Annotated in this window: 22 protein-coding genes; 16 read left to right on the forward strand and 6 right to left on the reverse strand. The window is 67.5% G+C overall.

Annotation, left to right across the window (positions count from 1 at the left end):
* The first annotated feature begins 75 nt into the window (after positions 1-75).
* On the forward strand, positions 76-2343 hold the full coding sequence (locus tag ACE3OK_RS06960) for an AAA family ATPase (RefSeq protein WP_374248814.1): 2268 nt from the start codon (positions 76-78) through the stop codon (positions 2341-2343).
* On the forward strand, positions 2340-4193 hold the full coding sequence (locus tag ACE3OK_RS06965; protein ID WP_374248815.1) for a UvrD-helicase domain-containing protein: 1854 nt from the start codon (positions 2340-2342) through the stop codon (positions 4191-4193). The genes ACE3OK_RS06960 and ACE3OK_RS06965 overlap by 4 nt, the downstream gene beginning before the upstream one ends.
* 55 nt (positions 4194-4248) lie before the next feature.
* Here the strand turns inward: ACE3OK_RS06965 and ACE3OK_RS06970 are convergent, their stop codons facing one another.
* On the reverse strand, positions 4249-5334 hold the full coding sequence (locus ACE3OK_RS06970; RefSeq protein WP_374248816.1) for a site-specific integrase: 1086 nt from the start codon (positions 5332-5334) through the stop codon (positions 4249-4251).
* Between the two features lie 105 nt (positions 5335-5439).
* Here ACE3OK_RS06970 and ACE3OK_RS06975 point away from each other — a divergent pair, with 105 nt between their 5' ends.
* The 5 genes from ACE3OK_RS06975 to folE all read left to right on the forward strand — a co-directional run bounded on the left by ACE3OK_RS06975 (position 5440) and on the right by folE (position 10345).
* On the forward strand, positions 5440-6360 hold the full coding sequence (locus ACE3OK_RS06975; protein WP_374248817.1) for a DNA-binding protein: 921 nt from the start codon (positions 5440-5442) through the stop codon (positions 6358-6360).
* A 311-nt stretch (positions 6361-6671) separates the two neighbouring features.
* Positions 6672-8090 (forward strand): deoxyribodipyrimidine photo-lyase, encoded by a 1419-nt coding sequence (locus tag ACE3OK_RS06980; RefSeq protein WP_374248818.1) that lies wholly within the window; start codon positions 6672-6674, stop codon positions 8088-8090.
* A 93-nt stretch (positions 8091-8183) separates the two neighbouring features.
* Positions 8184-8759 (forward strand): lipocalin family protein, encoded by a 576-nt coding sequence (locus tag ACE3OK_RS06985; protein ID WP_374248819.1) that lies wholly within the window; start codon positions 8184-8186, stop codon positions 8757-8759.
* Positions 8756-9517, forward strand: coding sequence for a hypothetical protein (locus ACE3OK_RS06990; protein WP_374248820.1), 762 nt, complete (start codon positions 8756-8758; stop codon positions 9515-9517). Before ACE3OK_RS06985 ends, ACE3OK_RS06990 begins: the two co-directional genes overlap by 4 nt.
* A 108-nt stretch (positions 9518-9625) precedes the next feature.
* The gene (gene folE, locus ACE3OK_RS06995; protein WP_374248821.1) at positions 9626-10345 is read left to right on the forward strand and encodes a GTP cyclohydrolase I; all 720 of its coding nucleotides are present in this window, start codon (positions 9626-9628) and stop codon (positions 10343-10345) included.
* 93 nt (positions 10346-10438) lie between these two features.
* Here folE and ACE3OK_RS07000 read toward each other — a convergent pair whose 3' ends face one another.
* Both ACE3OK_RS07000 and ACE3OK_RS07005 read right to left on the reverse strand, forming a co-directional pair.
* A complete protein-coding gene (locus ACE3OK_RS07000; protein ID WP_374248822.1) occupies positions 10439-11113 on the reverse strand; it encodes a ChrR family anti-sigma-E factor in 675 nt (224 codons plus the stop codon).
* Positions 11110-11685 (reverse strand): sigma-70 family RNA polymerase sigma factor, encoded by a 576-nt coding sequence (locus ACE3OK_RS07005; protein WP_374248823.1) that lies wholly within the window; start codon positions 11683-11685, stop codon positions 11110-11112. Before ACE3OK_RS07005 ends, ACE3OK_RS07000 begins: the two co-directional genes overlap by 4 nt.
* Before the next feature lie 197 nt (positions 11686-11882).
* Here ACE3OK_RS07005 and ACE3OK_RS07010 point away from each other — a divergent pair, with 197 nt between their 5' ends.
* The 8 genes from ACE3OK_RS07010 to ACE3OK_RS07045 are packed head-to-tail and all read left to right on the forward strand — an operon-like array spanning position 11883 to position 19084.
* Positions 11883-12848, forward strand: coding sequence for an acyl-CoA desaturase (locus ACE3OK_RS07010; protein WP_374248824.1), 966 nt, complete (start codon positions 11883-11885; stop codon positions 12846-12848).
* 1 nt (position 12849) lies between these two features.
* Positions 12850-14094, forward strand: a complete 1245-nt coding sequence (locus ACE3OK_RS07015; RefSeq protein WP_374248825.1) for an NAD(P)/FAD-dependent oxidoreductase — start codon at positions 12850-12852, stop codon at positions 14092-14094.
* Entirely contained in the window at positions 14091-14867 is a 777-nt protein-coding gene (locus tag ACE3OK_RS07020; RefSeq protein WP_374248826.1) for a DUF1365 domain-containing protein, read from the forward strand. Before ACE3OK_RS07015 ends, ACE3OK_RS07020 begins: the two co-directional genes overlap by 4 nt.
* Positions 14864-16117: a class I SAM-dependent methyltransferase gene (locus ACE3OK_RS07025; RefSeq protein ID WP_374248827.1), complete on the forward strand. Its 1254-nt coding sequence runs from the start codon at positions 14864-14866 to the stop codon at positions 16115-16117. Before ACE3OK_RS07020 ends, ACE3OK_RS07025 begins: the two co-directional genes overlap by 4 nt.
* Positions 16114-16647, forward strand: coding sequence for a DUF2878 domain-containing protein (locus ACE3OK_RS07030; protein WP_374248828.1), 534 nt, complete (start codon positions 16114-16116; stop codon positions 16645-16647). The genes ACE3OK_RS07025 and ACE3OK_RS07030 overlap by 4 nt, the downstream gene beginning before the upstream one ends.
* Entirely contained in the window at positions 16644-17417 is a 774-nt protein-coding gene (locus ACE3OK_RS07035; protein WP_374248829.1) for a DUF1295 domain-containing protein, read from the forward strand. The genes ACE3OK_RS07030 and ACE3OK_RS07035 overlap by 4 nt, the downstream gene beginning before the upstream one ends.
* Before the next feature lie 22 nt (positions 17418-17439).
* Entirely contained in the window at positions 17440-18519 is a 1080-nt protein-coding gene (locus ACE3OK_RS07040) for a cyclopropane-fatty-acyl-phospholipid synthase family protein (protein ID WP_374248830.1), read from the forward strand.
* A 13-nt stretch (positions 18520-18532) separates the two neighbouring features.
* On the forward strand, positions 18533-19084 hold the full coding sequence (locus tag ACE3OK_RS07045; protein ID WP_374248831.1) for a lipocalin family protein: 552 nt from the start codon (positions 18533-18535) through the stop codon (positions 19082-19084).
* Between the two features lie 24 nt (positions 19085-19108).
* On the opposite strand, the gene ACE3OK_RS07050 is transcribed toward ACE3OK_RS07045, so the two are convergent.
* The 3 genes from ACE3OK_RS07050 to ACE3OK_RS07060 form a co-directional block, all read right to left on the reverse strand.
* Complete coding sequence (locus ACE3OK_RS07050; RefSeq protein ID WP_374248832.1) at positions 19109-19516, reverse strand: DUF4124 domain-containing protein; 408 nt, start codon at positions 19514-19516, stop codon at positions 19109-19111.
* A 148-nt stretch (positions 19517-19664) separates the two neighbouring features.
* Positions 19665-20105 carry a Cu(I)-responsive transcriptional regulator gene (gene cueR, locus ACE3OK_RS07055; RefSeq protein WP_374248833.1) on the reverse strand — a complete coding sequence of 147 codons (441 nt, stop codon included), beginning with the start codon at positions 20103-20105 and terminating at the stop codon, positions 19665-19667.
* 17 nt (positions 20106-20122) lie between these two features.
* Entirely contained in the window at positions 20123-22510 is a 2388-nt protein-coding gene (locus ACE3OK_RS07060; RefSeq protein ID WP_374248834.1) for a heavy metal translocating P-type ATPase, read from the reverse strand.
* A gap of 137 nt (positions 22511-22647) precedes the next feature.
* Between ACE3OK_RS07060 and ACE3OK_RS07065 the strand changes: the two genes are divergently transcribed.
* On the forward strand, positions 22648-22848 hold the full coding sequence (locus ACE3OK_RS07065; protein ID WP_374248835.1) for a heavy-metal-associated domain-containing protein: 201 nt from the start codon (positions 22648-22650) through the stop codon (positions 22846-22848).
* Positions 22849-22882: the final 34 nt, after the last annotated feature.

Genomic DNA, 22882 nt, shown 5'->3' on the forward strand with positions numbered 1-22882 from the left:
CCGCTGCCGCCACCTGCGTTGCACGTCAAATGGGGGGGGCGCTGAGACAAGTGAGAATCCTGAAGGAGTAGGGACGTGCTGATAACGATGGTCGAGATTGGGAACTACCGGAAGCTGTTGGCCGCGCGCATTGCTTTCGCCCCCGATAAGACGGTGCTGGTGGGCGCCAACAATAGTGGCAAGACCTCCGCCATGACCGCGCTGCGTCGTTTCCTTGTCGATACGCGTGGGTTTTCCATCAACGATCTGTCGCTTGCGCATTGGCAAGCCCTGAATGCGCAAGGGGAGACTTGGGAGGCGGCGATAGCCGCGGACACAGAGTTGCCTGCGCCCGGCATTCTGGAGTTCCTGCCGCAGCTGGATGTGTGGCTCCAAGTCAAGAAGGGCGAGATGCATTACGTGCAGAAGCTGCTTCCGACGCTGGATTGGAAGACCGCCCCTCTTGGCGTTCGGTTTCGCTTTGAGCCCGAAGACGCCGTCAAGTTTCAGCAGGAGTACATCGCGGCGAGAAGGAAGGCGGCCGACATCACGGTCGCTGCGGCCCAAGCTGTCGAAGGGAAGGAAGATCCGCCCCAATTGGAGCTCTGGCCGCTCAATCTGATCGATTTTCTGGAGCGTCGCCTGCGGACCTTCTTTAAAGTGAAGGCATATTTGTTGGACCCGGCGAAAGTCGAGGAACCCACTGATGGCGTTGCCCGCATGCAGGCCCTGTCCGATGACGCCGAGCCCATTGAGGGCAATCCACTCGACGGCCTCATCCAGATCGATGAAATCAGCGCGCAGCGAGGTTTCGGGGCCACCAGTAACCGTACGCAGCGCGAGGATGCAGGCGCAGATGCACGCACTGCAGGTCGGCTCTCCACCCAGCTTCGCTCTTACTATGACAGGCACCTGGACTGGCGTGATACCCCGGAACTGACCGATATCAAGGCCATGGAGGCACTGGAGAAGGCACGTAAGGCCTTCGATGAAAGGCTATCGGAAGCTTTCGACAAAGCGCTGATCGAACTGCAGAAGCTTGGCTATCCGGGCATATCCGACCCTAAGCTGAAGATTGCTACCAAGCTCAAGCTGCAGGACGGCTTGAGCCATGAGTCCGCCATTCAGTACGAAATCCCCGCGGCGGCGGGTGAGCACATGCACCGCCTGCCGGAAGACTCCAACGGACTGGGTTACCAGAACTTGGTCTCAATGGTCTTCAACCTGATGAGCTATCGCGATGCATGGATGCGGGTGGGCAAAGCCGGAACAGGACACGATGTAAAGCCCACCCCGCCGCTGCACCTGATGTTGGTCGAAGAGCCCGAGGCGTATCTCCATGCCCAGGTACAACAGGTGTTCATCAGGCACGCCTATGACGTGCTACGCAATGATCCTGCCCTTGGAAAGTCGCTTGATTTCAGCACGCAACTTGTCGTGAGCACCCATTCCAGCCACATCGCCCATGCCTGCGATTTTGCGGCGCTTCGCTACTTCCGGCGGCTTCCCCCTTCCGAGGGGCGCAAGACCCCCACCGCCTGCGTGGTCAATCTCTCATCAGTCTTCGGCAAACCGGACCAGACGGAAAAGTTTGTGGCGCGCTACCTCAAGGCGACGCATTGCGACCTGTTCTTCGCCGACGCCGCTATTTTCATCGAAGGCAGCGCCGAGCGCATCCTTGTTCCCCATTTCGTCGAACAGGCCGATGTATTCGAGTATCTGCGGACGCGCTATATCACCTGGTTGGAGGTGGGCGGCAGCCATGCGCACCGGTTCAAGGGTCTGGTGGACACCCTGGGCCTGACGACATTGATCATCACCGACCTCGACGCGAAGGATCCGGCTTCTAACGAAGCCAGGACGCCGGCGCTAGGCAAGGGACTTGAAGCGCGCAATGAAACGCTGCGCTCTTGGGCACCCAAGCAGACCGATGTCGATATCCTCATGAAGCTGGAGGAGAAGGAGAAAGCCATCGTTCATCCCAATGGCTATGCCGTGCGCTCCGCGTATCAGACGGGAGAGAAACTGAAGCTCGGGGCAGTCGATGTGGAGATCCACGCCAACACGTTCGAAGACGCTTTGCTCTACAGGAATTTTGATTTTTTCAAGGCCCGCAAGGCCACTGGCCTGGCGGGCAAGTTCCAGGCCATCGCCGATGCCGCCCAAGACGGCAATCAGCTGACAGCCGATGTCGCCAAGGCGATCAAGGAAGGGGATAAGGCTGAGTTCGCCCTCGAGCTCTTGTTCAGCGACGACATTGAGCAACTCCATGTGCCGGCCTATATCGAGCATGGATTGCTGTGGCTGGCCGAGCAGTTGAAGCGCAAGGAGGCGGATCTTGCTCCCAAGGCCGGTGCAGCATGACCAGTGAGGCCGCCGCAGTCCCCAACGATGAACTCGATCGTCATGTGGACGAGGAGATCAAACACTGCCTCGATCCCCAGGCTCCCAGAAGCTTCTTCCTGTTCGCCGGAGCTGGCTCGGGTAAGACTCGCTCGCTGGTGGGGGCCCTGGACTACCTCCGCGACACGGCCGGCGCACGCCTGAGAGTCCGTGGGCAGAAGGTCGCGGTCGTCACCTACACCAAGGCAGCGCGTGATGAAATTATCCGGCGCACGCAGTTTGATCCCATCATCGCCGTGTCCACGATCCACAGTTTTGCCTGGACCTTGATTGAAGGATTCAACCACGACATCCGGGAGTGGCTCCGGGTTTCACTCAAGGCCGACATTGAGGATCTGCAAGCCAAGGAAGCCAAGGGGCGCGCAGGCACGAAAGCTTCCGCGGAGCGGATCGCCGACATCGCGTCCAAGACACGACGACTAGCCCGACTCGACACGACCAAGACCTTCGTCTACAGCCCTGACGGTGACAACCGGGGCAGGGACTCGCTCAATCACGCCGAAGTGCTACATCTGGCGGGGGATTTCTTGAAGTCCAAGCCCGTGCTCCGGCACATCCTGCGCGATGGCTATCCCTACATACTGGTTGACGAAAGCCAAGATACAAACCGTCATATCGTGGAAGCCTTGTTCACCTTCCAGGCCGCGCACAAGGACGAAGTTGTGGTCGGCCTCTTCGGCGACATGATGCAGCGCATCTACGGCGATGGTCAGCCGGGCTTGGGCGAGAACCTGCCCGATGACTGGGCCACACCGACCAAGCGGCTGAACTTTCGGTGCCCGCGGCGAGTCATCGAGCTCATTAACAAGATCCGCGAGTCCACCGATCAGCAGACCCAGATCCCCCGTAGCGCCGCGATCGAGGGGCATGTGCGGATGTTCGTGCTTCCCTCCGAAGGGATCGATAAGGTCGCCGCGGAGAAGGCCATCTGCGCGCACATGGCCGGTCTTACTGCCGATCAGGAGTGGCTGGATGAGGATGCGGTCAAAGTGCTCATCCTGGAGCATCGTATGGCGGCCCTTCGGATGGGGTTTGATGATTTGCTGGCAGCGCTCTATCCGGTAGCACAGTTTCGGACGTCGTTGCTGGATGGGTCACTGCCTGCAGTCAACTTCTTCTCGAACCTGATCCTTCCCCTATGGGGCGCCAAGGACGACAAGTTTGGCACCGCACGGATCATGCGGGCAGCTTCACCCCTGTTGAGCCCATCTGCGCTGAAGCATGCTCCTGATCAGTTTGAGCAGCTGGCCCGTGCGCAGGCGGCCGTGGATGCGCTGATTGCACTGCTCGATGGCAATCCGTCCGTGACGTTTGGTGAGATCCTTCATAACGTGGCCAAGACCGGTCTTTTCGCAATTCCCGACACGCTCAATGTGGCCTTGGCTGCCGCTGCCGCTGCCGCTGAAGCGGGCGATGCTGAGGACGAGCAGGAGCGCAGCGATCGAGACAAAGCTATCGCCGAGTTTTTAGCGATTCCCTTTTTGCAGGTACGGGCCTATGCCAAATACGTGAGTGGCAAGGCGCGTTTTGATACGCATCAGGGCGTGAAAGGACTCGAGTTCCCCCGCGTCATGGTCGTCATGGATGATCACGAGGCGCGCGGCTTTCTGTTCAAGTACGAAAAGCTTTTCGGCGGCGGCGCTGACGACGGTCAAACCGCATCGACCCGTCGGTTGCTCTACGTTACCTGCAGTCGCGCGGAACGCTCACTTGCATTGGTCGCTTACGCCGCCAATCCGGCACGGATTGGGGATCAGCTCCTAACCACGGGCTGGATCAAGCCCGAAGAGATCTCGATCGGCCTGCCATAAGCCTTCTCGGCCCAGTCAGGGACCGGGCCACTCAGCATCAAAATTCCTGTTGTTTCTAATCCTCCAGCAGTCGAGCAGCTGGATTCGCTGAAGCTCCGCCGGTCTGGAAGTATCCGATTACACTCGAGACCGCCCGGTGCTCCGTCAGTTGCATGATCGCCGGCAGCGCCACCCCTTGGCGGCTGGCCTCGGTCACAAATCCCGACCTGAGACTGTGCCCGCCAAAATCCCCCTCCAGCCCCGCCAGGCGCGCCCGCCGCTGCACGATCTCGCCTACCGCGGCGGGGGACAGGGCAGGACCAACGCGCTGTTTCCATAGCCGCCGGAAGATCGCCCCTTCGGTGATCCCGGACGCTTCGAGCCAGTCCTCCAGCGCCAACGCGGCCCGATCGAGCACCGGCTTGTCCGGGGTCGAGGCGGCGGTGACGCCGGCCTGCTGGGTCTTGCTGTGCTCCAGACGGTAGATATAACCCGCCTCGCCGATCCGCCGTAGGTCGCGCAAGTCGGCGGCGGCAATCTCGCTGCGCCGGCGCCCGCCGCTGGCGAACCCAAAGCAGAGGAGGGCGCGGTCCCGGATCCCTTCCAGACTGTCGTCGCAGGTGGCCAGCATGGCCTCCAGTTCGGCCAAGGTGATAGCGGTCTTCTTGCGCGGCCGCTCGCCGCGCTTGACGGCCGCCCGGGCGGCACGGCTGAGCACGGTGCGGATCGCCGGCTGCTCGCAGGGATTGGGCTGCTGCTTGAGCCGGTGTGCCGTGGACAGCACCGCGACCCGGTGCCGGACAGTGGCTAGGGTCCAGGGGCCGGGCTTGGCCTTCAGGCCAGCGGCCACCAGCGCCTGGTCGACCGCCGGCGGCAGTTCCCAGGCCAGCTCACCGTCGGCGTTGCGGCGGACCACATGGTCGACCACGAACTGCAGCACGGCGGCTTCGGGTACCGGCAAGGGCAGCTCGATCCCATAGCGGGCGGCGTACCAGCCGGCCCAGTAGCGCAGGGCGCTGGCGTAGCTGCGGGTGGTGTTCGCGGCAGCCGCTTCGGCGAGCAGCTCGCGCACCGCGTCGGCGGCCTGCTGGGCCAACTGGTCCGGCAAGACCAGGCTGGAAGCCGGTTGCGCGAGGGTCGGAATCGCGTGATTATCTTTCATAGTATGTATGTTTTACTACGATATTGAGTCTGTAGCCACGATAATCATCACTTATCGTGAGTACGGAAACAGCAGAGTAGGGCGGCCACATAGGAGGCACAAGCCTTGGCCAAGGGCATCACCGAAACCGACGTCCACACGGCCGCAGACGAGATCGTCGCCGCCGGAGAACGCCCGACCGTCGAGCGCATCCGCGCGCACTTGGGGACCGGTTCGCCCAACACCGTCACACGGTGGCTGGATACTTGGTGGAAGCAGTTGGGTGAGCGGTTGCAGAAGCAACAATCGCATCGTGCGTTGCCGAAAGCCCCAGATGCGGTGGCTTCTCTGGCAGGAGAGTGGTGGTCCCTTGCGATGGAACATGCCCGCGCCAATGCAGAGATCGCGATTTCTCAAAGAAGTGAGGCGCTGCAGGCCGAACAAGCCGCGTTGAAAACCGCTAAAGAGGAGTTTCGTGACGAAGCAGCCCTCCTGCGCCAACAGGCCGCGGATGCTACCCAACTGCGGGAACTCGCCCAGGCTCGTGCAGTGGAGCTGGAGCGCCTTGTTCATCAACTGCAGGGGCAGAATAGGGAACTTGCTCGTCAGTGCGAGGCTGCTCATGCTCGCGTGACGGAAGCCGAAAGCCAGCGTCAGGTTGCAGAGGCACGCCTGCAGACACAGCAGGATCAAGCAGCTTCAGAGCGAGACGACCTCATCCGACATGTCCGCGCTGTCGAAGATCGGGCCCATGCTGAGGTGGATCGTGGTCGGCAGGAGGTACTGGAACTGAAACAACGATTGGCGTCAGTCACCCGAGAGCACGACGCGGCGCGTAAATCTCAGCTCAAGGACATCGAGGCCGCCCGGACTGAAGCAGCGGACGCTTGTCGTGATGCCGCGGCTCAGCGTGCACGAGCGGAAGTTCTTGATGCTCAGTTGGCACGCCTTCAGCGCCTGCCGTCCGCCGTGGAAAAAGCACTCAAGCAGGCGACGTCAAGCACAAAGTTGAAGCGTACGCCCAAAAGATCACAACGTTCCGCATGATCCGTACACCGATCGTTGCGTACTTTACTTTGAGCATCAGTCCACCTGCGTCGGCGCTGATGCATGATTTTCTGACGTGCGCAGGGTTGCAGCATGCTTTTCTGAACTGGCGTGGCATCAACAGTGCGGATGCGTAGCAAGGAAGGCCTCTGCAGACAGGAGAAGTAGTTGAATGCTTGTCAGGAAATGCCTACCGACTTGTCTGCCGTAACTTCGCATAATGCATATTATGTCAAGTGCTACATTGCATCGACTTGCTCATGTTTCGCGTATACACCGACTCCATTCGTTGATCGCAGGTCTGGTATCCGATGTCCACGGCCCTGGTGCTGTTCCGGCAAGACTTCCGTCTGGCCGATAACGCCGCGCTGACCGCCGCTTGCCGGGCCCATGCGCGCGTGCTGCCGGTTTACATCCACGCGCCGTCGGAACATGCGCCGTGGCAGCCGGGTGCCGCCAGTCGCTGGTGGCTGCACCATTCGCTGCAAGCCCTGCGCGGCCAGTTGGCGACGCAAGGGGGCGATCTGCACGTCACTGCAGGCCACACGCTGGACACCCTGCGCACCCTCATCCGCACCAGCGGTGCCTCCGAAATCCACTGGAATCGCCGCTACGAGCCCGCTGCGATTGCCTGCGACACCGCGTTGAAAGCGGCGCTGCGCGAGGACGGCATCGTCGTCCACAGCCACGCCGGCGGGCTCTGGAGCGAGCCGTGGACGCTGGCCACCGATACCGGCCAACCGTACCGGGTGTTCACCCCGTTCTGGCGCAAGCTGCGCACAAGGTTGCCGAACCCGGTGCCACTACCGGCAGCGCGGGCACGCGAATGGCTGTGCCTGCCGGGCAGCCTGCCGACTGCCGCGCTGGGTTTGTTGCCGACGCTCCGCTGGGACATCGGGCTGGAGGCCAGTTGGACCCCCGGCGAAGCCGGCGCGCAGGAGTTGCTGGAGATTTTCGCCGACGATGCCGTGCTGGATTATGCGAAAGGCCGAGACCTGCCGGCGCGCCACGGGACATCCCGGTTGTCGCCGCATCTGCATTTCGGCGAAATCACCCCGGCCCAGATCCAGCGAATCCTGCACGATCGCGCCGCGCGCATTGACGCCCGAAAACGCCCCGACCTCGAACCCTATCTGCGCGAACTGGGCTGGCGTGAATTCGCGCACCACCTGCTCTTCCACTTCCCGCAGACGCCCGAAGCCAACTTCAACCCGCGCTTCGACGGGTTTCCGTGGGCACCCGCCGACGACGCGCTGCTGGCGCGCTGGCAGCAGGGCCGCACCGGCATTCCACTGGTGGACGCCGGCATGCGCGAGCTCTGGCACACCGGCTGGATGCACAACCGCGTGCGCATGGTGGTGGCCAGCTTCCTGACCAAGAACCTGCGCCAGCACTGGCGGCACGGCGCGCACTGGTTCTGGGACACGCTGGTGGATGCCGACCTGGCCAACAACACCCTCGGCTGGCAGTGGGTGGCCGGCTGCGGGGCCGATGCGGCGCCCTACTTCCGGGTGTTCAACCCGTACCTGCAGGCGGCGAAGTTCGACCCCGACGCCGCCTACATCAAGCGCTGGCTGCCGGAACTCGCGCCGCTGCCCGCCAAGGTGCTGCACGAAGCAGGCAAGCATTCCGCCCTGCTGGCGGCCCGCGGCTACCCGGCACCGATGGTGGAGCTGGGCGCGTCACGCGATGCCGCGCTGGTGGCGTGGGGCACGCTGGCGAAGCACTGAGACATGCCGGCCAGGCGATCACCTCCGCCGTGGCTGCATCCGATTCCGATGGGGGTGCGTAACTTCCAGCATCTTCATCCCGGTGCCGCCGCCATGCGCAGCCTCGTCGCCTCCACCCTGCCTCTCCTGCTCGCCACCCTGCTGATGGGGTGCGCCGAAGCCAGCACGCCGATCAAGCCGGTGGACCAGGTGGACCTGCCACGCTTCATGGGCCGCTGGTACGTCATCGGCATCATCCCCACCCGGTTGGAACGCGGCAACCACAACCCGGTGGAAACCTACCGCCTGGACCGCGACGGCAACGTCTGCACCTGGTACCGCTATCGGCCCAACCGCTTCGACGCCCCGGTGAAGTTGCTGAAATCCACCGGGCTGGTGGTACCCGGCACCGGCAATGCCGAATGGAAGGTGCGCTTCTTCGGCCTGTTCAAGGCACAGTACAAGGTGGGCTGGCTGGCGCCGGACTACAGCCAGGTGCTGATCGTGCGCGATGCCCGCGACTACTTGTGGTACATGGCGCGCACGCCCACCGTGCCGGAAGGCGATTACCAGGCGATGCTGGCGCGGGCCGGCGCTCTGGGCTACGACGTGCGCCGCATCGAGCGCGTGCCGCAGCGCTGGCCGGAAGGCAATGCCGGACGCGACAGCTTCCACGGAGAATGCCGATGAGATTCCTGGTACTGGCACTCGCACTGGCGATGCCGCTGGTCGGCTGGCTGTCCAATACCGGCTTGCTGGGCCCGACCAATGGCGAGATCTCCGCCCGCTATCCCACGTTGATCGTCGCGGCCGGCTACGCCTTCGCCATCTGGGGGCCGATCTTCCTGCTGGACGTGGTGTTCGGCATCGCCCAGGCCCGCGTGCGCGAGCCGGGCACCCGCCTGCAGCGCATCCGCGTGCTCACCGCGGCGGGCTTCGCGCTGACCTCGCTGTGGATGGTGGTGTTCACCCTGCAATGGTTCTGGCTGGCGCTGGCGATCATCTGGGGCAGTCTGGGCTGCCTGCTGGGTGCCGCCTGGCTGGCCTCGCAGACCCGGCATCACCGCCGCGGCCCGTGGTGGCAATGGCTGCCGCTGTCGCTGCACGCGGGTTGGGTGTCGCTGGCGGTGTTCCTCAACGTCGCGCAGGTGGTGGTGGCGTTCGAGCTGCTGTCGGTGGACCGCATGCTGCCGTGGACGCTGGTGCTGTTCGCGCTGGCCGGGACGCTGCTGGTGACGGCGATCGTGAAGCTGCGCGGCAACCCCTGGTATGCAGCGGCGGCGGTCTGGGGCTTGCTGGGGGTACATGCGAAGCAACACGCCGCCACATTGCCGGGTGCCGGGGTCGCGGCCAACGTGGCCTTGGCATTGGCCGTGCTGGTGGTGTTGGCGACACTGGCCACCCTGTGGTTCGGCAGACGCGGGCCCCGCCCGCAGCGCACGGGCTGACGCACCGCGCATCCAATCCCCGCCGGCGCGCGTAAAGCCGCTTGCAGTCGCGACCTTGCCGTCGGCATGCGATCCGCCCTTTCCCCTTCCAGCTTTCGAGGCTCTCCCATGTCACAGCCCCTGCGGGACCCCACACCCATCCAGCGACTGGCGCTGCTCACCGCGTCGCAGCGCGTCCGCGAACGCCTGCGCAGCGCCGGCACCCGCTTCCACGCCAACGACAACATCGCCGACTACCTCGAGGACGGCGAGCTGGAGGCGATCGAAGGCGAGGTGGCCGCCAAGGCGCAGGAGATGCTGCGGGCGCTGGTCATCGACGTCGACAACGACCACAACACCCGCGACACCGGCCGCCGGCTGGCCAAGATGTTCGTGCGCGAGCTGTTCGCCGGCCGCTACCAGCACGCGCCCGCGGTCACCGAGTTCCCCAACGCCGAGCGCCTGAACGAACTGATGATCGTCGGCCCGCTGCGCGTGCGCAGCGCCTGCTCGCACCACCTGTGCCCGATCATGGGTCGGGTCTGGGTGGGCGTGCTGCCCGACGCCGACTCCAACCTGATCGGCCTGTCCAAGTACGCCCGCCTGATCGACTGGATCATGAGCCGCCCGCAGATCCAGGAAGAGGCGGTGAGCCAGATCGCCGACCTGCTGGAGCAGCGGCTGAAGCCGGACGGCATCGCCGTGGTCATGGAAGCCGACCACTACTGCATGCATTGGCGCGGGGTGAAGGACGACGAGTCGAAGATGATCAACAGCGTGATGCGCGGCCGCTTCCTGGCCGACCCGTCGCTGCGCAAGGAGTTCCTGTCGCTGCGCCACCGCGGCTGACCGGGGCCAACTTCACCAACACGAACGGCCCGCATTGTGAGATGCGGGCCGTTTCCTTTTGGGACAGGAGAGGCGTTCGGCGGTGGGCCCGGGTTACAGGCCCACCATCGGCTGCAGCTTGCGCGCCAGCCAGCCGCGGAACTGCAGCGGGCCGTCCAGCGCCGCCACGCAGATGCAGGGCACGCCCGGCGAGGTCACCGGCTGGTGCTCGATGTCGCTGTCCAGGTCGGCCATGTCGCCGGGGCCGAAATGGCCCAGCTCGTCGTCGTAGGCACCCTTGAGGATCTGGGTCAGCTCGCTGCCGCCATGGCTGTGCACCGGCATGCTCTTGCCCGGCGCGATCCTGAGCAGGATCAGGGTGTCGCCGCTGCTGCGCGGCGCCCGGATCATGTGCACGCCCGGTGCCATCCAGCGCCAGCGCAGCGCCTTCCAGCTCTTGCCGAAATACGGCTGCAGCGGGCGCGGCAGCGCATCCAGCGAACGCGGGGCATCGGCGGTTTCGGACAGGCCATTCGCCGCCGCGGGCAGCGGCTGACTCAGGCGCGCCAGCATGTCCTCGCGCAGGCGTGCGGCCTGCTGCGGCTCCGGTGCCGCGGGTTGCTGCTGCGAGAGCAGCACGCCGCCGACCCGCTCGGCCGCTGCCAGCTGCTGGCGGCAGTAGGCGCAGCCTTCCAGGTGGGTGTCGGCAACCGCCGCCATTTCCGGCGACAGCGCGCCGGCGGCATGGCTGACCAGGGTGGCAGGGTCGAGATGGTGGCGCGGCGTCATACCGCCTCCTGCACGCCCGACTGCAGACGCAGGAAGGCACGGCGGATGGAGGATTTGACCGTGCCCAGCGGCATCCCGAGTTCATCGGCGATCTGCTGGTGGGACTTGGCTTCGAAATAGGACATGCGGATCAGGCGGGCTTGGGTCGCGGACAGGCGCTCGATGCGTTCGTTGAGGTCGGCGTGGGCGGCAAAGCTCTCCGCGGAGGAGAACGCGGGATTGTCGGTTTCCGCTTCGAACTCCAGCGGCTCCATGTCCACGGCGATCCAGTGGTTCTCGCGCCGCAGCCGGTCGATGTGCAGGTTGCGGGCGATCCGGAACAGCCAGGTGGCCAGCGAGCTGCGGGCCGCGTCGTAGCTGTCGGCGCGCTGCCACAGCCGCAGCAGCGCTTCCTGCGCCAGTTCCTCGGCGACTGCTTCGCGCGCGCCCAAGCCGCGCAGGTACAGCCGCACCCGCGGGGCGAAGTGGTCGTAGATCCGCATGAAGCAGGTCTGGTCGCGGCGGCGGGCGACCGCCTGCATCTGCCCGGACCAGTAGCCCGGGTCCCCGGGGCTTGCTTCGGCGATGGACATGGCTCTGGCCGCCTCGAAGGGCGACAGGTTCCTGCGGTTGGGGTCGGAACGCATGGTAGGGCAAACGCGGCCAGTTGGGACGGACACCACCCTCTACGGCCGCCGCTGCGGATTGGATGCAGCGAAACCGGCAGCCGCGGCTGCATCCAATCCGCGTGCCGTCGCGTAAGGGCCGGTATCCGAAACGGAAGCCCGCGATGCCCCAGGACCCGGCACCCCTCCCCTCTCCAGCCGACAACGCCCCCGCGCGCGCGGCCCGGCGCAGCCTGCTGCAATGGTTCGACAGCGCCGCCGTGCCGGCTGCCGGGGGCGCCGACGCGGACCGGGTGGACTGGCTGCGGGTGCTGCCGTTCGTGTTGCTGCACCTGGGCTGCATCGGAGTGCCGTGGGTCGGCGTTTCGCCGGTGGCGGTGCTGGTCGCCGCCCTGCTCTACGTGGTGCGGATGTTCGCCATCACCGGCTTCTACCACCGCTATTTCTCGCACCGCGCGTTCCGTACCTCGCGTCCGCTGCAGTTCGTGTTCGCACTGATCGGCGCTGCCAGCGTGCAGCGCGGTCCGCTGTGGTGGGCCGCGCACCATCGCCACCACCACCGCCATTCCGATGCCGCGGAAGACCTGCACTCGCCCCGTCACGGGTTCTGGCGCAGCCACATGGGCTGGTTCCTGACCCGCCGTGCGTTCGCCACCGACCTCAGCCGGGTGCCGGACCTGGCGCGCTACCCGGAGCTGCGCTGGCTGGATCGCTTCGATGTGGCGGTCCCTGCTGCGATGGCGGTGGGCCTGTATGCGCTGGGCGCATTGCTGGAGCGCTTCGCGCCGACGCTGGGCACCAGCGGGCCGCAGCTGCTGGTGTGGGGCTTCTTCGTGTCCACCGTGGTGCTGTTCCACGCAACGGTGACCATCAACTCGTTGTCGCACCGCTTCGGCCGCCGCCGCTTCGCCACCACCGACGACAGCCGCAACAACCTGTGGCTGGCGCTGCTGACCTTCGGCGAGGGCTGGCACAACAACCACCACTTCTATGCCAGCAGCGCGCGGCAGGGCTTCTGCTGGTGGGAGATCGACCTGACCTGGTACGGCCTGCGGCTGATGGCGCTGCTGGGGCTGGTGCGCGACCTCAAGCCGGTGCCCGCGTGGGTGCTGGCGAAGGCGGAGCGCTGAGATGCGCATCGCGATCGTCGGTTCCGGCATCGCCGGCCTGGCCAGCGCCTGGCTGCTGTCGCGGGCGCACGAGGTGGTGCTGTTCGAGGCCAACGACTACCTCGGCGGGCACACCCACACCCACGACGTCGAGCAGGCCGGGCGTTCGTATCGGGTGGATACCGGCTTCATCGTCCACAACCCGGTGCATTACCCGCTGCTGACCCGCCTGTTCGACACCCTGGGCGTGGCGACGCAGCCCACCACCATGAGTTTTTCGGTGCACAGCGAACGCACCGGGCTGGAGTACAACGCCACCTCGCTGGACGCGCTGTTCTGCCAGCGCCGCAACCTGCTGTCGCCGCGCTTCCTCGGCATGGTGCGCGACCTGTTCCGCTTCTACCGGCAGGCGCCGTCCCTGCTGGTGGGTGACGGCCCGGGCCCGGGCATCGGCGACTGGCTGGAGGCCAACGGCTACGGCGCGGCCTTCCGCGACGACCACCTGGTGCCGATGGCCTCGGCGCTGTGGTCGTCGCCGCCGGAGCAGATCCTGCGGTTCCCTGCGCGCTACCTGGTGCAGTTCATGGCCAACCACCAGATGCTGCAGGTCAGCGGCCGCCCCGAGTGGCGGGTGGTGCGCGGCGGGTCGTCCACCTATGTCTCGGCCTTGCGGGCCCGTTGGCAGGTGCAGGAACGGCTGCGCTGCCCGGTGCGGTCGGTGACCCGCGACGGCCACGGCGTGGTGGTGGAGAGTGCAGCGGGCAGCGAACGCTTCGACCAGATCGTGCTGGCCTGCCACAGCGACCAGGCGCTGGCGCTGCTGGCCGACGCCAGCGCCGACGAGCGCGACGTGCTGGGCGCGATCGGCTACCAGCCCAACGACGTGGTGCTGCACACCGACGCCCGCCTGCTGCCGCGCAGCCGCAAGGCGTGGGCGGCCTGGAACGTCTTCATCCCCGACGCCGCCGACGCACCCTGCACGGTGAGCTACTGCATGAACCTGCTGCAGGGCCTGCAGTCGCCCGAGCCCTTCGTGGTGACGCTGAACCGCAGCGAGGCCATCGACCCCGCCAAGGTGCTGCGGCGGATGCAGTACCAGCACCCGGTGTACAGCGCCCTGTCGGTCGCGGCGCAGCGCCGCAAGGACCGCATCCAGGGCCGCAACCACACCTGGTTTGCCGGCGCTTACTGGGGCTGGGGCTTCCACGAGGACGGCATGCGCAGCGCGGTGGACGTGGCCACAGGCCTGGGCGTGCGCTGGCCATGACCGGACCGCTGCGCAGCGCGATTTACGAAGGCAGCGTGCGGCATCGCCGGCATGCGCCGCAGCCGCATGCGTTCACCTACAGGATGGCGCAGCTCTACCTCGATCTGGACGAAGTGGATGCGGTGTTCCGCGGCCGCTGGCTGTGGTCGGTGGCGCGCCGCAACCTGGCCGAATTCCGCCGCGCCGATTTTCTCGGCCCGCCGGAGCGACCGCTCAAGGAAGCGGTGAAGGACCGGGTGGAGGCCGCCATCGGCGAACGCCCGGCCGGCCCGGTGCGCCTGCTCGCGCACCTGCGCTACGCCGGCATGGTGTTCAACCCGATCAGCTTCTATTACTGCTTCGACGCCGATGGCGAAACCCTGCACAGCATCGTCGCCGAGATCACCAACACACCGTGGCTGGAGCGCCACGCCTACGTGCTGCCGGTGGACGCCGCCAGCGGCAACGGGCGGATGCTGCGCTGGGATTTCGACAAGACCTTCCACGTGTCGCCGTTCGTGGGCATGGCGCGCCGCTACGACTGGCGCTTCACCGTGCCCGCCGACGCCCTGCACGTGAACATGGCGGTGCTGGGCGCAAACGGCCGCGAATTCGACGCGCACCTGCAGCTGCAGCGCCGGCCGCTGACCGGCGGCGCGCTGGCGCGGGTGCTGTGGCGCTATCCGCTGATGACCGCGCAGGTGGTCGGTGCCATCTACTGGCATGCCCTGCGGCTGTGGCTCAAGCGCACCCCCTTCCACGACCACCCCCGACTTTCAGGAGGCCGTTCTTGAACGCCATCGTCCAGACCGCACCCGCCAGCGCATTCGGCGCCTTCGACAAGTTCCTGCGCCAGCGCGTGCTGCAGCGCCTGTCCGCGCTGGGCCACGGCCACCTGCTGGTCAACGACGCGCTGGGCAGCGCCGAGTTCGGTCGCGCCGGCGACGGCTCCACCGTCGTCCTCGATGTGCTGGACCCGGGCTTCTACCGGGCACTGGCCGGCAATGGCAGCGTCGGTGCCGGTGAGGCCTACATGGATGGTTTGTGGCGCTGCAGCGACCTGGTCGCACTGGTGCAGCTGCTGGTGCGCAACCGCGACCTGCTGGACGGCATGGAAACCGGCACCGCGCGGCTGGGCGGGCTGGCGATGAAGGCACTGCACGCGCTGCGTCGCAATACGCGCAGCGGCAGCCGGCGCAACATCGCCGCCCACTACGACCTCGGCAACGAGTTCTTCCAGCTGTTCCTGTCCGAGGACCTGATGTATTCGTCGGCCTACTGGACCGGCGCGGAGGACACGCTGGAGGCGGCCTCCTCGCGCAAGCTGGACCTGATCTGCCGCAAGCTGGCGCTGGGCCCGGGCGACCATGTGGTGGAGATCGGTACCGGTTGGGGCGGATTCGCCGTCCACGCTGCGAAGCACTACGGTTGCCGCGTCACCACGACCACTATCTCGCGCGAGCAGCACGACCTCGCCGCGGCGCGCATCCAGCAGGCCGGGCTGGGCGAACGCGTGACCCTGCTGCAGTCCGACTACCGCGACCTCAGTGGCCAGTACGACAAGCTGGTGTCGATCGAGATGATCGAAGCGGTGGGCGCGGACTTCCAGGACAGCTACTTCGCGCAGATCGGCCGCCTGCTGAAGCCGGAGGGGCTGGCGCTGGTGCAGGCCATCACCATCGAGGACCATCGCTACGAGCAGGCGCTGAAGTCGGTGGACTTCATCAAGCGCCACGTGTTCCCCGGCTGCTTCATTCCCTCGGTCAGCGCGATGCTGGCGTCCAAGACCCGCAGCAGTGACTTGGCGCTGGTCGCGCTGGAGGATTTCGGGCTGTCCTATGCGCGCACCCTGCATGCCTGGCGCGAACGCTTCCTCGCGCAGCTGGCCGCTGTACGGGCGCAGGGCTTCGACGAGCGCTTCATCCGCATGTGGGAGTTCTACCTCGCCTATTGCGAAGGCGGCTTCCGCGAGCGTTCGATCGGCGTCTCGCACCTGCTGATGGCCAAGCCGGGCTGGCGTCCGTCGGGTTCGGAGGCGACATGACGTTCTGGCTGACCCTGCTGGGCTATCAGGCCACCTGGTTCGCAGCGGTGATCGGCGCTGGCCAAGGGCTGTGGTGGCCGGGCGTGGCCGCCGCCGGTCTGTTCGCGCTGTGGCGGCTGTCGGTGTCGCCGCACCGGGCGCTTGAAGCGCGGCTGGTGTTGGTGGCGCTGGCCGTCGGCCTGGTGCTGGAGAACCTGTGGGTGCGCAGCGGCTTGCTCGACTACGCCGCGGCCTGGCCGTGGACGGGTTCGCCGGCGTGGATCCTGGCGCTGTGGTGGGCATTCGCGCTGGCCATCGTGCCGCTGCTGGGCTACCTGCACCGGCGCCTGCTGCTGGCCGCGCTGTTCGGTGCCATCGGTGGCCCGCTGGCCTATCTGGGCGCCGCGCGCGGCTGGGACGTGGTCCAGTTCGCCAGCTCGCAGTGGCACAGCCTGCTGGCGCTGGCCGCCGGCTGGGCGCTGGCGATGCCGTTGCTGGCGTGGCTGGCCCGGCGCGGCCTGCAGCAGGATATCCAAGGAGGCGCGGCATGACTCCCACGCAGCAACTGTCGTGGATCTGGCTGCTGGCCGCGGCGCTGATGGTGCTGGGTTGGCTGTGGCAGCGCAGCCGCCGCAATGCCGGCATCGTCGATGTGCTGTGGGCTACCGGGCTTGCCGGCGCGGCGCTGCTGCTGGCGCTCACCGGCACCGGCGCGCCCGCCGCGCGCCTGCTGGTGGGCATCCTCGCCACCACGTGGGCGTTGCGGCTGGCGCTGCATCTGTGGGCGCGCGTGCGCAGCGAGCCGGAAGACGGCCGCTATCGCGCCCTGCGTGAACACTGGCAGGGCAGCCAGCTGAAGTTCTTCGGTTTCTTCCAGTTCCAAGCGCTGTTGGTGCTGCTGTTCTCGCTGCCGTTGCTGGCGGTGGCAGCGCATCCGGATCCGGCAGCGTGGCAACTGGGCCTGGCCATCGCCATCTGGCTGGTCTCGGTGGCCGGCGAATCGCTGGCGGACGCGCAGCTGGCGCGCTTCCGCGCCGATCCCGGCAACCGCGGCAGGACCTGCCGCAGCGGCCTGTGGCGGTATTCGCGCCATCCCAACTACTTCTTCGAGTGGCTGCACTGGTGCGCGTACGCGGTCGCCGCCATCGGCGCGCCGTTGGCGTGGCTGGGCTGGCTGGGGCCGGTGGTGATGTACCTGTTCCTGCGCTACGTCAGCGGCATCCCCTTCACCGAGCAGCAGGCCCTGCGCAGCCGCGGCGACGACTACCGCGAGTACCAGCGCACCACCCCGATGCTGTTCCCGTGGTTCCCGAAATCCTGACCCTTCGACAAGGAGCGCGCGCATGACCACCGCCACCCTGGACGCCAACGAACTCTCCCGCGACCGCGCCGCGCCCGGCCTGCTGGGGCTGGCGGAGCGCGGCCTGCTGCCCGACGCCGCCATCCGCGCCGGCATCCGCCGGCTGTGCGCGCAGCGCCTCGAGGACGAGCGCGCCGGCGGCGTCGAGCTCCAGTCGCTGCGCCAGCAGGAGCTGCTGGAGCTGCTGCGGCAGAGCCCCGTCGCCATCGAGACGGACGCCGCCAACGCCCAGCACTACGAGCTGCCGCCGGCGTTCTTCTTCCATTGCCTGGGCCCACGCTTGAAGTACTCCAGCTGCTACTACCCGCGCGGCAACGAGACCCTGGCCGAGGCGGAGGAAGCGATGCTGGCGCTGTACTGCGAGCGCGCCGGCCTCGCCGACGGCCAGGACATCCTGGAGCTGGGCTGCGGCTGGGGCTCGCTGACGCTGTGGATGGCAGAGCACTACCCGAACGCGCGCATCACCGCGGTGTCCAACTCCAACGGCCAGCGCGGTTTCATCGAAGCGCGCTGCCGCGAGCGCGGCCTGGCCAACGTGCAGGTGCTGACCCGCGACGTGAACACCCTCGCCCTGCCTGCCGCCAGCTTCGACCGCTGCGTGTCGGTGGAGATGTTCGAGCACATGCGCAACTACGACAGCCTGCTGGGCCGCATCGGCAGCTGGCTGCGCCCGGGCGGGCGGCTGTTCGTGCACATCTTCGTGCACCGCACCCTGCTGTACCCGTTCGAGACGCAGGGCGAGGACAACTGGATGGGCAGGCATTTCTTCACCGGCGGCCTGATGCCGGCGGCAGACACGCTGCTGCACTTCCAGGGATCGCTGGCGATCCGCCAGCAGTGGCTGGTGGAGGGCAGCCACTACGAGAAGACCGCCAACCACTGGCTGCAGCAGCAGGACGCGCATCGCGACAAGGTGATGACCATCCTGCGCGAAGCCTATGGCGATGCCGCCGGCCTGTGGTTCCAGCGCTGGCGCATGTTCTGGATGGCCTGCGCCGAGCTGTTCGGCTATGCCGAGGGCCAGGAGTGGATGGTGTCGCACTACCTGTTCGAGCGTCACTGACCGGAGCACCGCCATGCGCCTGCCTGCACGACGGTGGTGGTGGTTGGCCGCGCTGCTGTTCATCGGCGGCGTGGCCGCCAACCTGCCCGCCATCCGCCCGGTCCCGCATGTGGACCTGGCCCGCTTCATGGGCACGTGGTACCTGGTGGGCGGCATCCCCACCCGCTATGAACGCGATGCGTGGAACGCGGTGGAAACCTACACCCTGCGCCGCGACGGCAGCATCCGCACCACCCTGACCTTCAACCATGGCCGCGCCGACGGCCCGCGCAAGCACATCGAGGCGCCGGCACGGGTGCGCCCCGGCACCGGCAACGCGGTCTGGGACGTGCGCGTGTTCGGGCCGATGAAGGCGCAGTACGTGGTGGCCTGGCTGCGCGACGACTACAGCCTGATGGTGGTGGCCCGCGATGCCCGCGACTATGCGTGGGTGTTCGCCCGCTCGCCCGACGTGGCGGACGCGGAGCTGGAACGCGCGCGCCAGCGCCTGCGCGGGCTGGGCTACGACCTGTCGAAGTGGCGCACGGTGCCCCATTCCGCCACCACCTTCGCGGACAACCGCTGACAACGGCGGGCGTGTCGCGCCGGCTCAGTAGCCCCCGCAGACCGCCCGCACCTGCGTATCCAGTGCGCTCAGCTGGTCATAGCTGCGCTTCAGGCCGAGGCGCTGCAGCGCGGCCTCACGCTTGGCCTTGCCTGCCCGGCAGCGCTGGCTGGCGGTGGTTGCGCTGCCCACGCGCACGATGCGATTGCCGCCGCTGCCGTTCGCGTAGCGACGCGGCTGCCGTCGCGATACCTCGGGGACTCCCCCGGAACGCGCCGCCAACGGTTCTGTCCGGTACTCCACCACCCGGTCCAGCCGCTGCCGCGCCGCGCAGGGTTGCGACTGGTAGCTCACCGCGCCGTCGCGCGCGATGCAGCGGTACAGGCTGTCCGCCTGCGCCGGCAACGCGAGGACGCTTGCGACCAACAGCAGCAGGCGGGTGAACAGGTGCATCGGGCATTCCACGTCGGGGCGTGCCCGCAGCATCGCGTGACCACGGGCGCACGGCAGTCGCTGGAAGCGCCGCACCCGGGTCGGGGAATGCCGCATCCCGTCGACGGACTTCCCGCTTGCGGTTGGCATGCCGCGACACCGCGGTCGGTCAGGACGCCAGATCGTCCAGGATCGGACAGGTCGGTCGGCCATCGCCGTGGCAGCGCCGCGCCAGTGTTTCCAGCGTGCGCTGCATCGCCTGCAGTTCGCGGATCTTCTCGCCCAGTTCGGCGGCGTGCGCGCGCGCCAGCTGCTTGACCTCGGCACTGGCGCGCTGCGGGTCGTCCCACAGCGCCAGCAGCGCCTCGATCTGCTTGACCGCAAACCCCAGCGAGCGCGCGCGCTTGATGAAGCGCAGCCGGTGCAAGTCGGCCTCGTTGTACAGGCGGTAGTTGGCGAAAGTGCGCGCAGCCGGCGCGATCAGGCCGATGCTTTCGTAGTGGCGAATCATCTTCGCCGACACGCCGGTCAGCGCCGCGGCCTGGCCGATGTTGTGCAGGCCCGCCTCCAGTGCGTCGGCCAGTTCCGGGCGGATGGTGTTGGATGCCATGTCGTTCTCCTTGCCGATCAGTCGCGCGCCCGTGGCGACCAGCGCCGCAGCAGCAGCGCGTTGCCCACCACGCTGACGCTGGACAGCGCCATCGCCGCGCCGGCGATCATCGGGTCCAGCAGGCCCAGCGCCGCCAGCGGGATGCCGATGACGTTGTAGATGAAGGCCCAGAACAGGTTCTGGTGGATCTTTCGCACGCTGCGGCGGGAAATGTCGATGGCGTCGGCCACCAGCCGCGGGTCCGGCCGCATCAGGGTGATGCCGGCGGCGTGCATCGCCACGTCGGTGCCGCTGCCCATCGCGAACCCCACGGTGGCCGCGGCCAGCGCCGGCGCATCGTTGAGCCCGTCGCCCACCATGCCCACCGGGCCCTGCGCCGCGAGTGCGCGGATCGCTTCCACCTTGTCGGCCGGCAGCAACTCCGTGCGCACTTCGTCGTCGGCCAGCCCCAGCTGCGCGCCCACCGCGCGGGCAGCGGCGCGGTTGTCGCCGGACAGCATCAGCGGGCGGATGCCCATCGCATGCAGCGCGGCAATGGCCTCCGCCGACTGCGGGCGCACTGCGTCACCGAACGCCAGCAGGCCCAGCAGCTGCCAGCCCGCATCGGTTTCCCGCGCCAGCCACGACTGCGTCTGCCCGGCGTTCGAGGCCGCATCCGCCTGCGCCTGTGCGGGCGACAGGTCGATGCCCAATTCGCCCATCCAGCGCGCATGCCCCAGCACCACGCGGGACTGCCCCGCCCTGCCCTGCACGCCGCGACCGGTGACGGCGGCGATGGCGGTGACTGCGGCCGTCACGATGCCGCGCTCGCTGGCGGCGGCGAGCACCGCCTTTGCCAGCGGATGTTCGCTGCCTTGCTGCAGGCCGGCGGCCAGCGCCAGCAGCGCCGCCTCGTCACCGTCCAGCGCGTGCAGCTGCGTCAGCGCGGGCTTGCCCAGGGTCAGCGTGCCGGTCTTGTCGAAGGCCACGCTGCGCAGTTGGCGGGTGGTTTCCAACGCTTCCACATCCTTCACCAGGATGCCGGCGCGTGCGGCCACGCCGGTGCCGGCCATCACCGCTGCCGGCGTGGCCAACCCCAGCGCGCACGGGCAGGCAATCACCAGCACCGCCACCGCGTTGAGCAGCGCCTGCGCCCAGTCGCCCCGGGCAATGCCCCAGCCCAGCAGGGTGAGCAGCGCGATGGCGATGACCACCGGCACGAATACCGCGCTGACCCGGTCCACGATGCGCTGGATCGGCGCCTTCTTCGCCTGCGCGTCCTCCACCAGGCGCACGATCCGCGCCAGCACCGATTCGGTACCCACCGCGGTGGTGCGCACCAGCAGCCGGCCCTCGCCGTTCACCGCGCCGCCGGTCACGGCATCGCCGGGCGCCTTCGGCACCGGCAGCGACTCGCCGGTGAGCAGGGATTCGTCGCCGTGGCTGCAGCCTTCCATCACCACGCCATCCACCGGCACGCGCTCGCCGGGGCGGATCACCACCACGTCGTCCACCGCCACCTCGGCCAGCGCCAGCTCCACCTCCGCGCCGTCGCGCAGCACCCGCGCGGTGGCCGGGCGCAGCGCCTGCAGGGCGCGGATGGCGTCGCTGGCCTGGCGCTTGGCGCGCGCCTCCAGCCACTTGCCCAGCAGGATCAGGGTGATGACCACGGCCGAGGATTCGAAATACAGCGGCGGCGCGTGGTGGCCGGACGCGGGCGCCAGCAGGTGGAACACGCTCAGGCCGTAGGCCGCGCTGGTACCCAGCGCCACCAGCTGATCCATGTTGCCGCTGCGCGCCCGCAGCGCGGCGAAGCCGGCGCGGTAGAAGCGCGCACCCAGCCAGAACTGCACCGGCGTGGCCAGCAGCCACTGCGCCCAGCCCGGCAGCTGCCAGTGCACGCCCAACGGCATCAGCAGCATCGGCAACACCAGCGGCAGCGACAGCGCCGCGGCCAGCAGCACATGCCGCAATTCCTTCGGCATGCCGGCAGCCGGCGCGGCCCGTGTCGCCTCCTCGCGCACCCGGTAGCCGGCCTTCACCACCGCCGCCTGCAACGCCGACACCGGCGTGCTGGCCAGGTGCCGCACCAGCGCGGTCTCGGTGGCCAGGTTCACGCTGGCGGACAGCACGCCCGGCACCTTGCCCAGCGCCTTTTCCACCCGCCCCACGCAGGACGCACAGGTCATGCCCTCGATGGCCAGGTGGGTCTCATCGGCGGCGACGCCGTAGCCGGCGCGCTCCACCGCCTGCACCAGTTGCGCCAGCGGCAGGCCCGGTGCGCGCACCGAGGCCACCTCGGTGGCCAGGTTCACCGACGCATCTTCCACCCCGTCCAGCTTGCGCAGGGCCTTCTCCACCCGGCCCGCGCAGCTGGCGCAGGTCATCCCGGTGATGCCCAGCTGGAGTGTGGAATCGGTGCTCATGACGGCCTCGTTACGATGATGGTTCGCGGCCAGCTTCCACCTTCCCAACATGGGAAGGTCAAGCGCGCAGCCTAGGCTTGACGTTGCCACCGTGGCAAGGCCGACACTGCCTGCATCCACCACACCGGGAGACCCCCATGCTGTTCAAGGTCGAAAACATGCGCTGCCAGCACTGCGTCAACGCCGTCACCCGCGCCCTGCAGGCGCTGGACCCCGCCGCGCAGGTGCGCGTGGACCTGGCCAAGGGCGAAGTGGAAGCCAGCGGCGCCTTCAGCGCCGACGCCGCCATCGCCGCGCTGGCGGAAGAGGACTACCCGGCGCAGCGCCTCGACGCCTGAGCCGTACGCGGGGCCCGGCGGGCAACGCTTCCCG

This window comes from Thermomonas sp. (assembly GCF_041905325.1).
Classification (GTDB): domain Bacteria; phylum Pseudomonadota; class Gammaproteobacteria; order Xanthomonadales; family Xanthomonadaceae; genus Thermomonas.

Bases quoted from the DNA above. Each gene is read 5' to 3' on its own strand.
- ACE3OK_RS06970 (WP_374248816.1), bottom strand. From the start codon at position 5,334: ATGAAAGATAATCACGCGATTCCGACCCTCGCGCAACCGGCTTCCAGC.
- ACE3OK_RS07065 (WP_374248835.1), top strand. From the start codon at position 22,648: ATGCTGTTCAAGGTCGAAAACATGCGCTGCCAGCACTGCGTCAACGCC.
- ACE3OK_RS07040 (WP_374248830.1), top strand. From the start codon at position 17,440: ATGACCACCGCCACCCTGGACGCCAACGAACTCTCCCGCGACCGCGCC.
- ACE3OK_RS06980 (WP_374248818.1), top strand. From the start codon at position 6,672: ATGTCCACGGCCCTGGTGCTGTTCCGGCAAGACTTCCGTCTGGCCGAT.
- ACE3OK_RS06985 (WP_374248819.1), top strand. From the start codon at position 8,184: ATGCGCAGCCTCGTCGCCTCCACCCTGCCTCTCCTGCTCGCCACCCTG.
- ACE3OK_RS07020 (WP_374248826.1), top strand. From the start codon at position 14,091: ATGACCGGACCGCTGCGCAGCGCGATTTACGAAGGCAGCGTGCGGCAT.
- ACE3OK_RS07000 (WP_374248822.1), bottom strand. From the start codon at position 11,113: ATGACGCCGCGCCACCATCTCGACCCTGCCACCCTGGTCAGCCATGCC.
- cueR (WP_374248833.1), bottom strand. From the start codon at position 20,105: ATGGCATCCAACACCATCCGCCCGGAACTGGCCGACGCACTGGAGGCG.
- ACE3OK_RS07045 (WP_374248831.1), top strand. From the start codon at position 18,533: ATGCGCCTGCCTGCACGACGGTGGTGGTGGTTGGCCGCGCTGCTGTTC.
- ACE3OK_RS07005 (WP_374248823.1), bottom strand. From the start codon at position 11,685: ATGTCCATCGCCGAAGCAAGCCCCGGGGACCCGGGCTACTGGTCCGGG.
- ACE3OK_RS06990 (WP_374248820.1), top strand. From the start codon at position 8,756: ATGAGATTCCTGGTACTGGCACTCGCACTGGCGATGCCGCTGGTCGGC.
- ACE3OK_RS07060 (WP_374248834.1), bottom strand. From the start codon at position 22,510: ATGAGCACCGATTCCACACTCCAGCTGGGCATCACCGGGATGACCTGC.
- ACE3OK_RS07035 (WP_374248829.1), top strand. From the start codon at position 16,644: ATGACTCCCACGCAGCAACTGTCGTGGATCTGGCTGCTGGCCGCGGCG.
- ACE3OK_RS07015 (WP_374248825.1), top strand. From the start codon at position 12,850: ATGCGCATCGCGATCGTCGGTTCCGGCATCGCCGGCCTGGCCAGCGCC.
- folE (WP_374248821.1), top strand. From the start codon at position 9,626: ATGTCACAGCCCCTGCGGGACCCCACACCCATCCAGCGACTGGCGCTG.
- ACE3OK_RS07010 (WP_374248824.1), top strand. From the start codon at position 11,883: ATGCCCCAGGACCCGGCACCCCTCCCCTCTCCAGCCGACAACGCCCCC.
- ACE3OK_RS07050 (WP_374248832.1), bottom strand. From the start codon at position 19,516: ATGCACCTGTTCACCCGCCTGCTGCTGTTGGTCGCAAGCGTCCTCGCG.
- ACE3OK_RS06965 (WP_374248815.1), top strand. From the start codon at position 2,340: ATGACCAGTGAGGCCGCCGCAGTCCCCAACGATGAACTCGATCGTCAT.
- ACE3OK_RS07030 (WP_374248828.1), top strand. From the start codon at position 16,114: ATGACGTTCTGGCTGACCCTGCTGGGCTATCAGGCCACCTGGTTCGCA.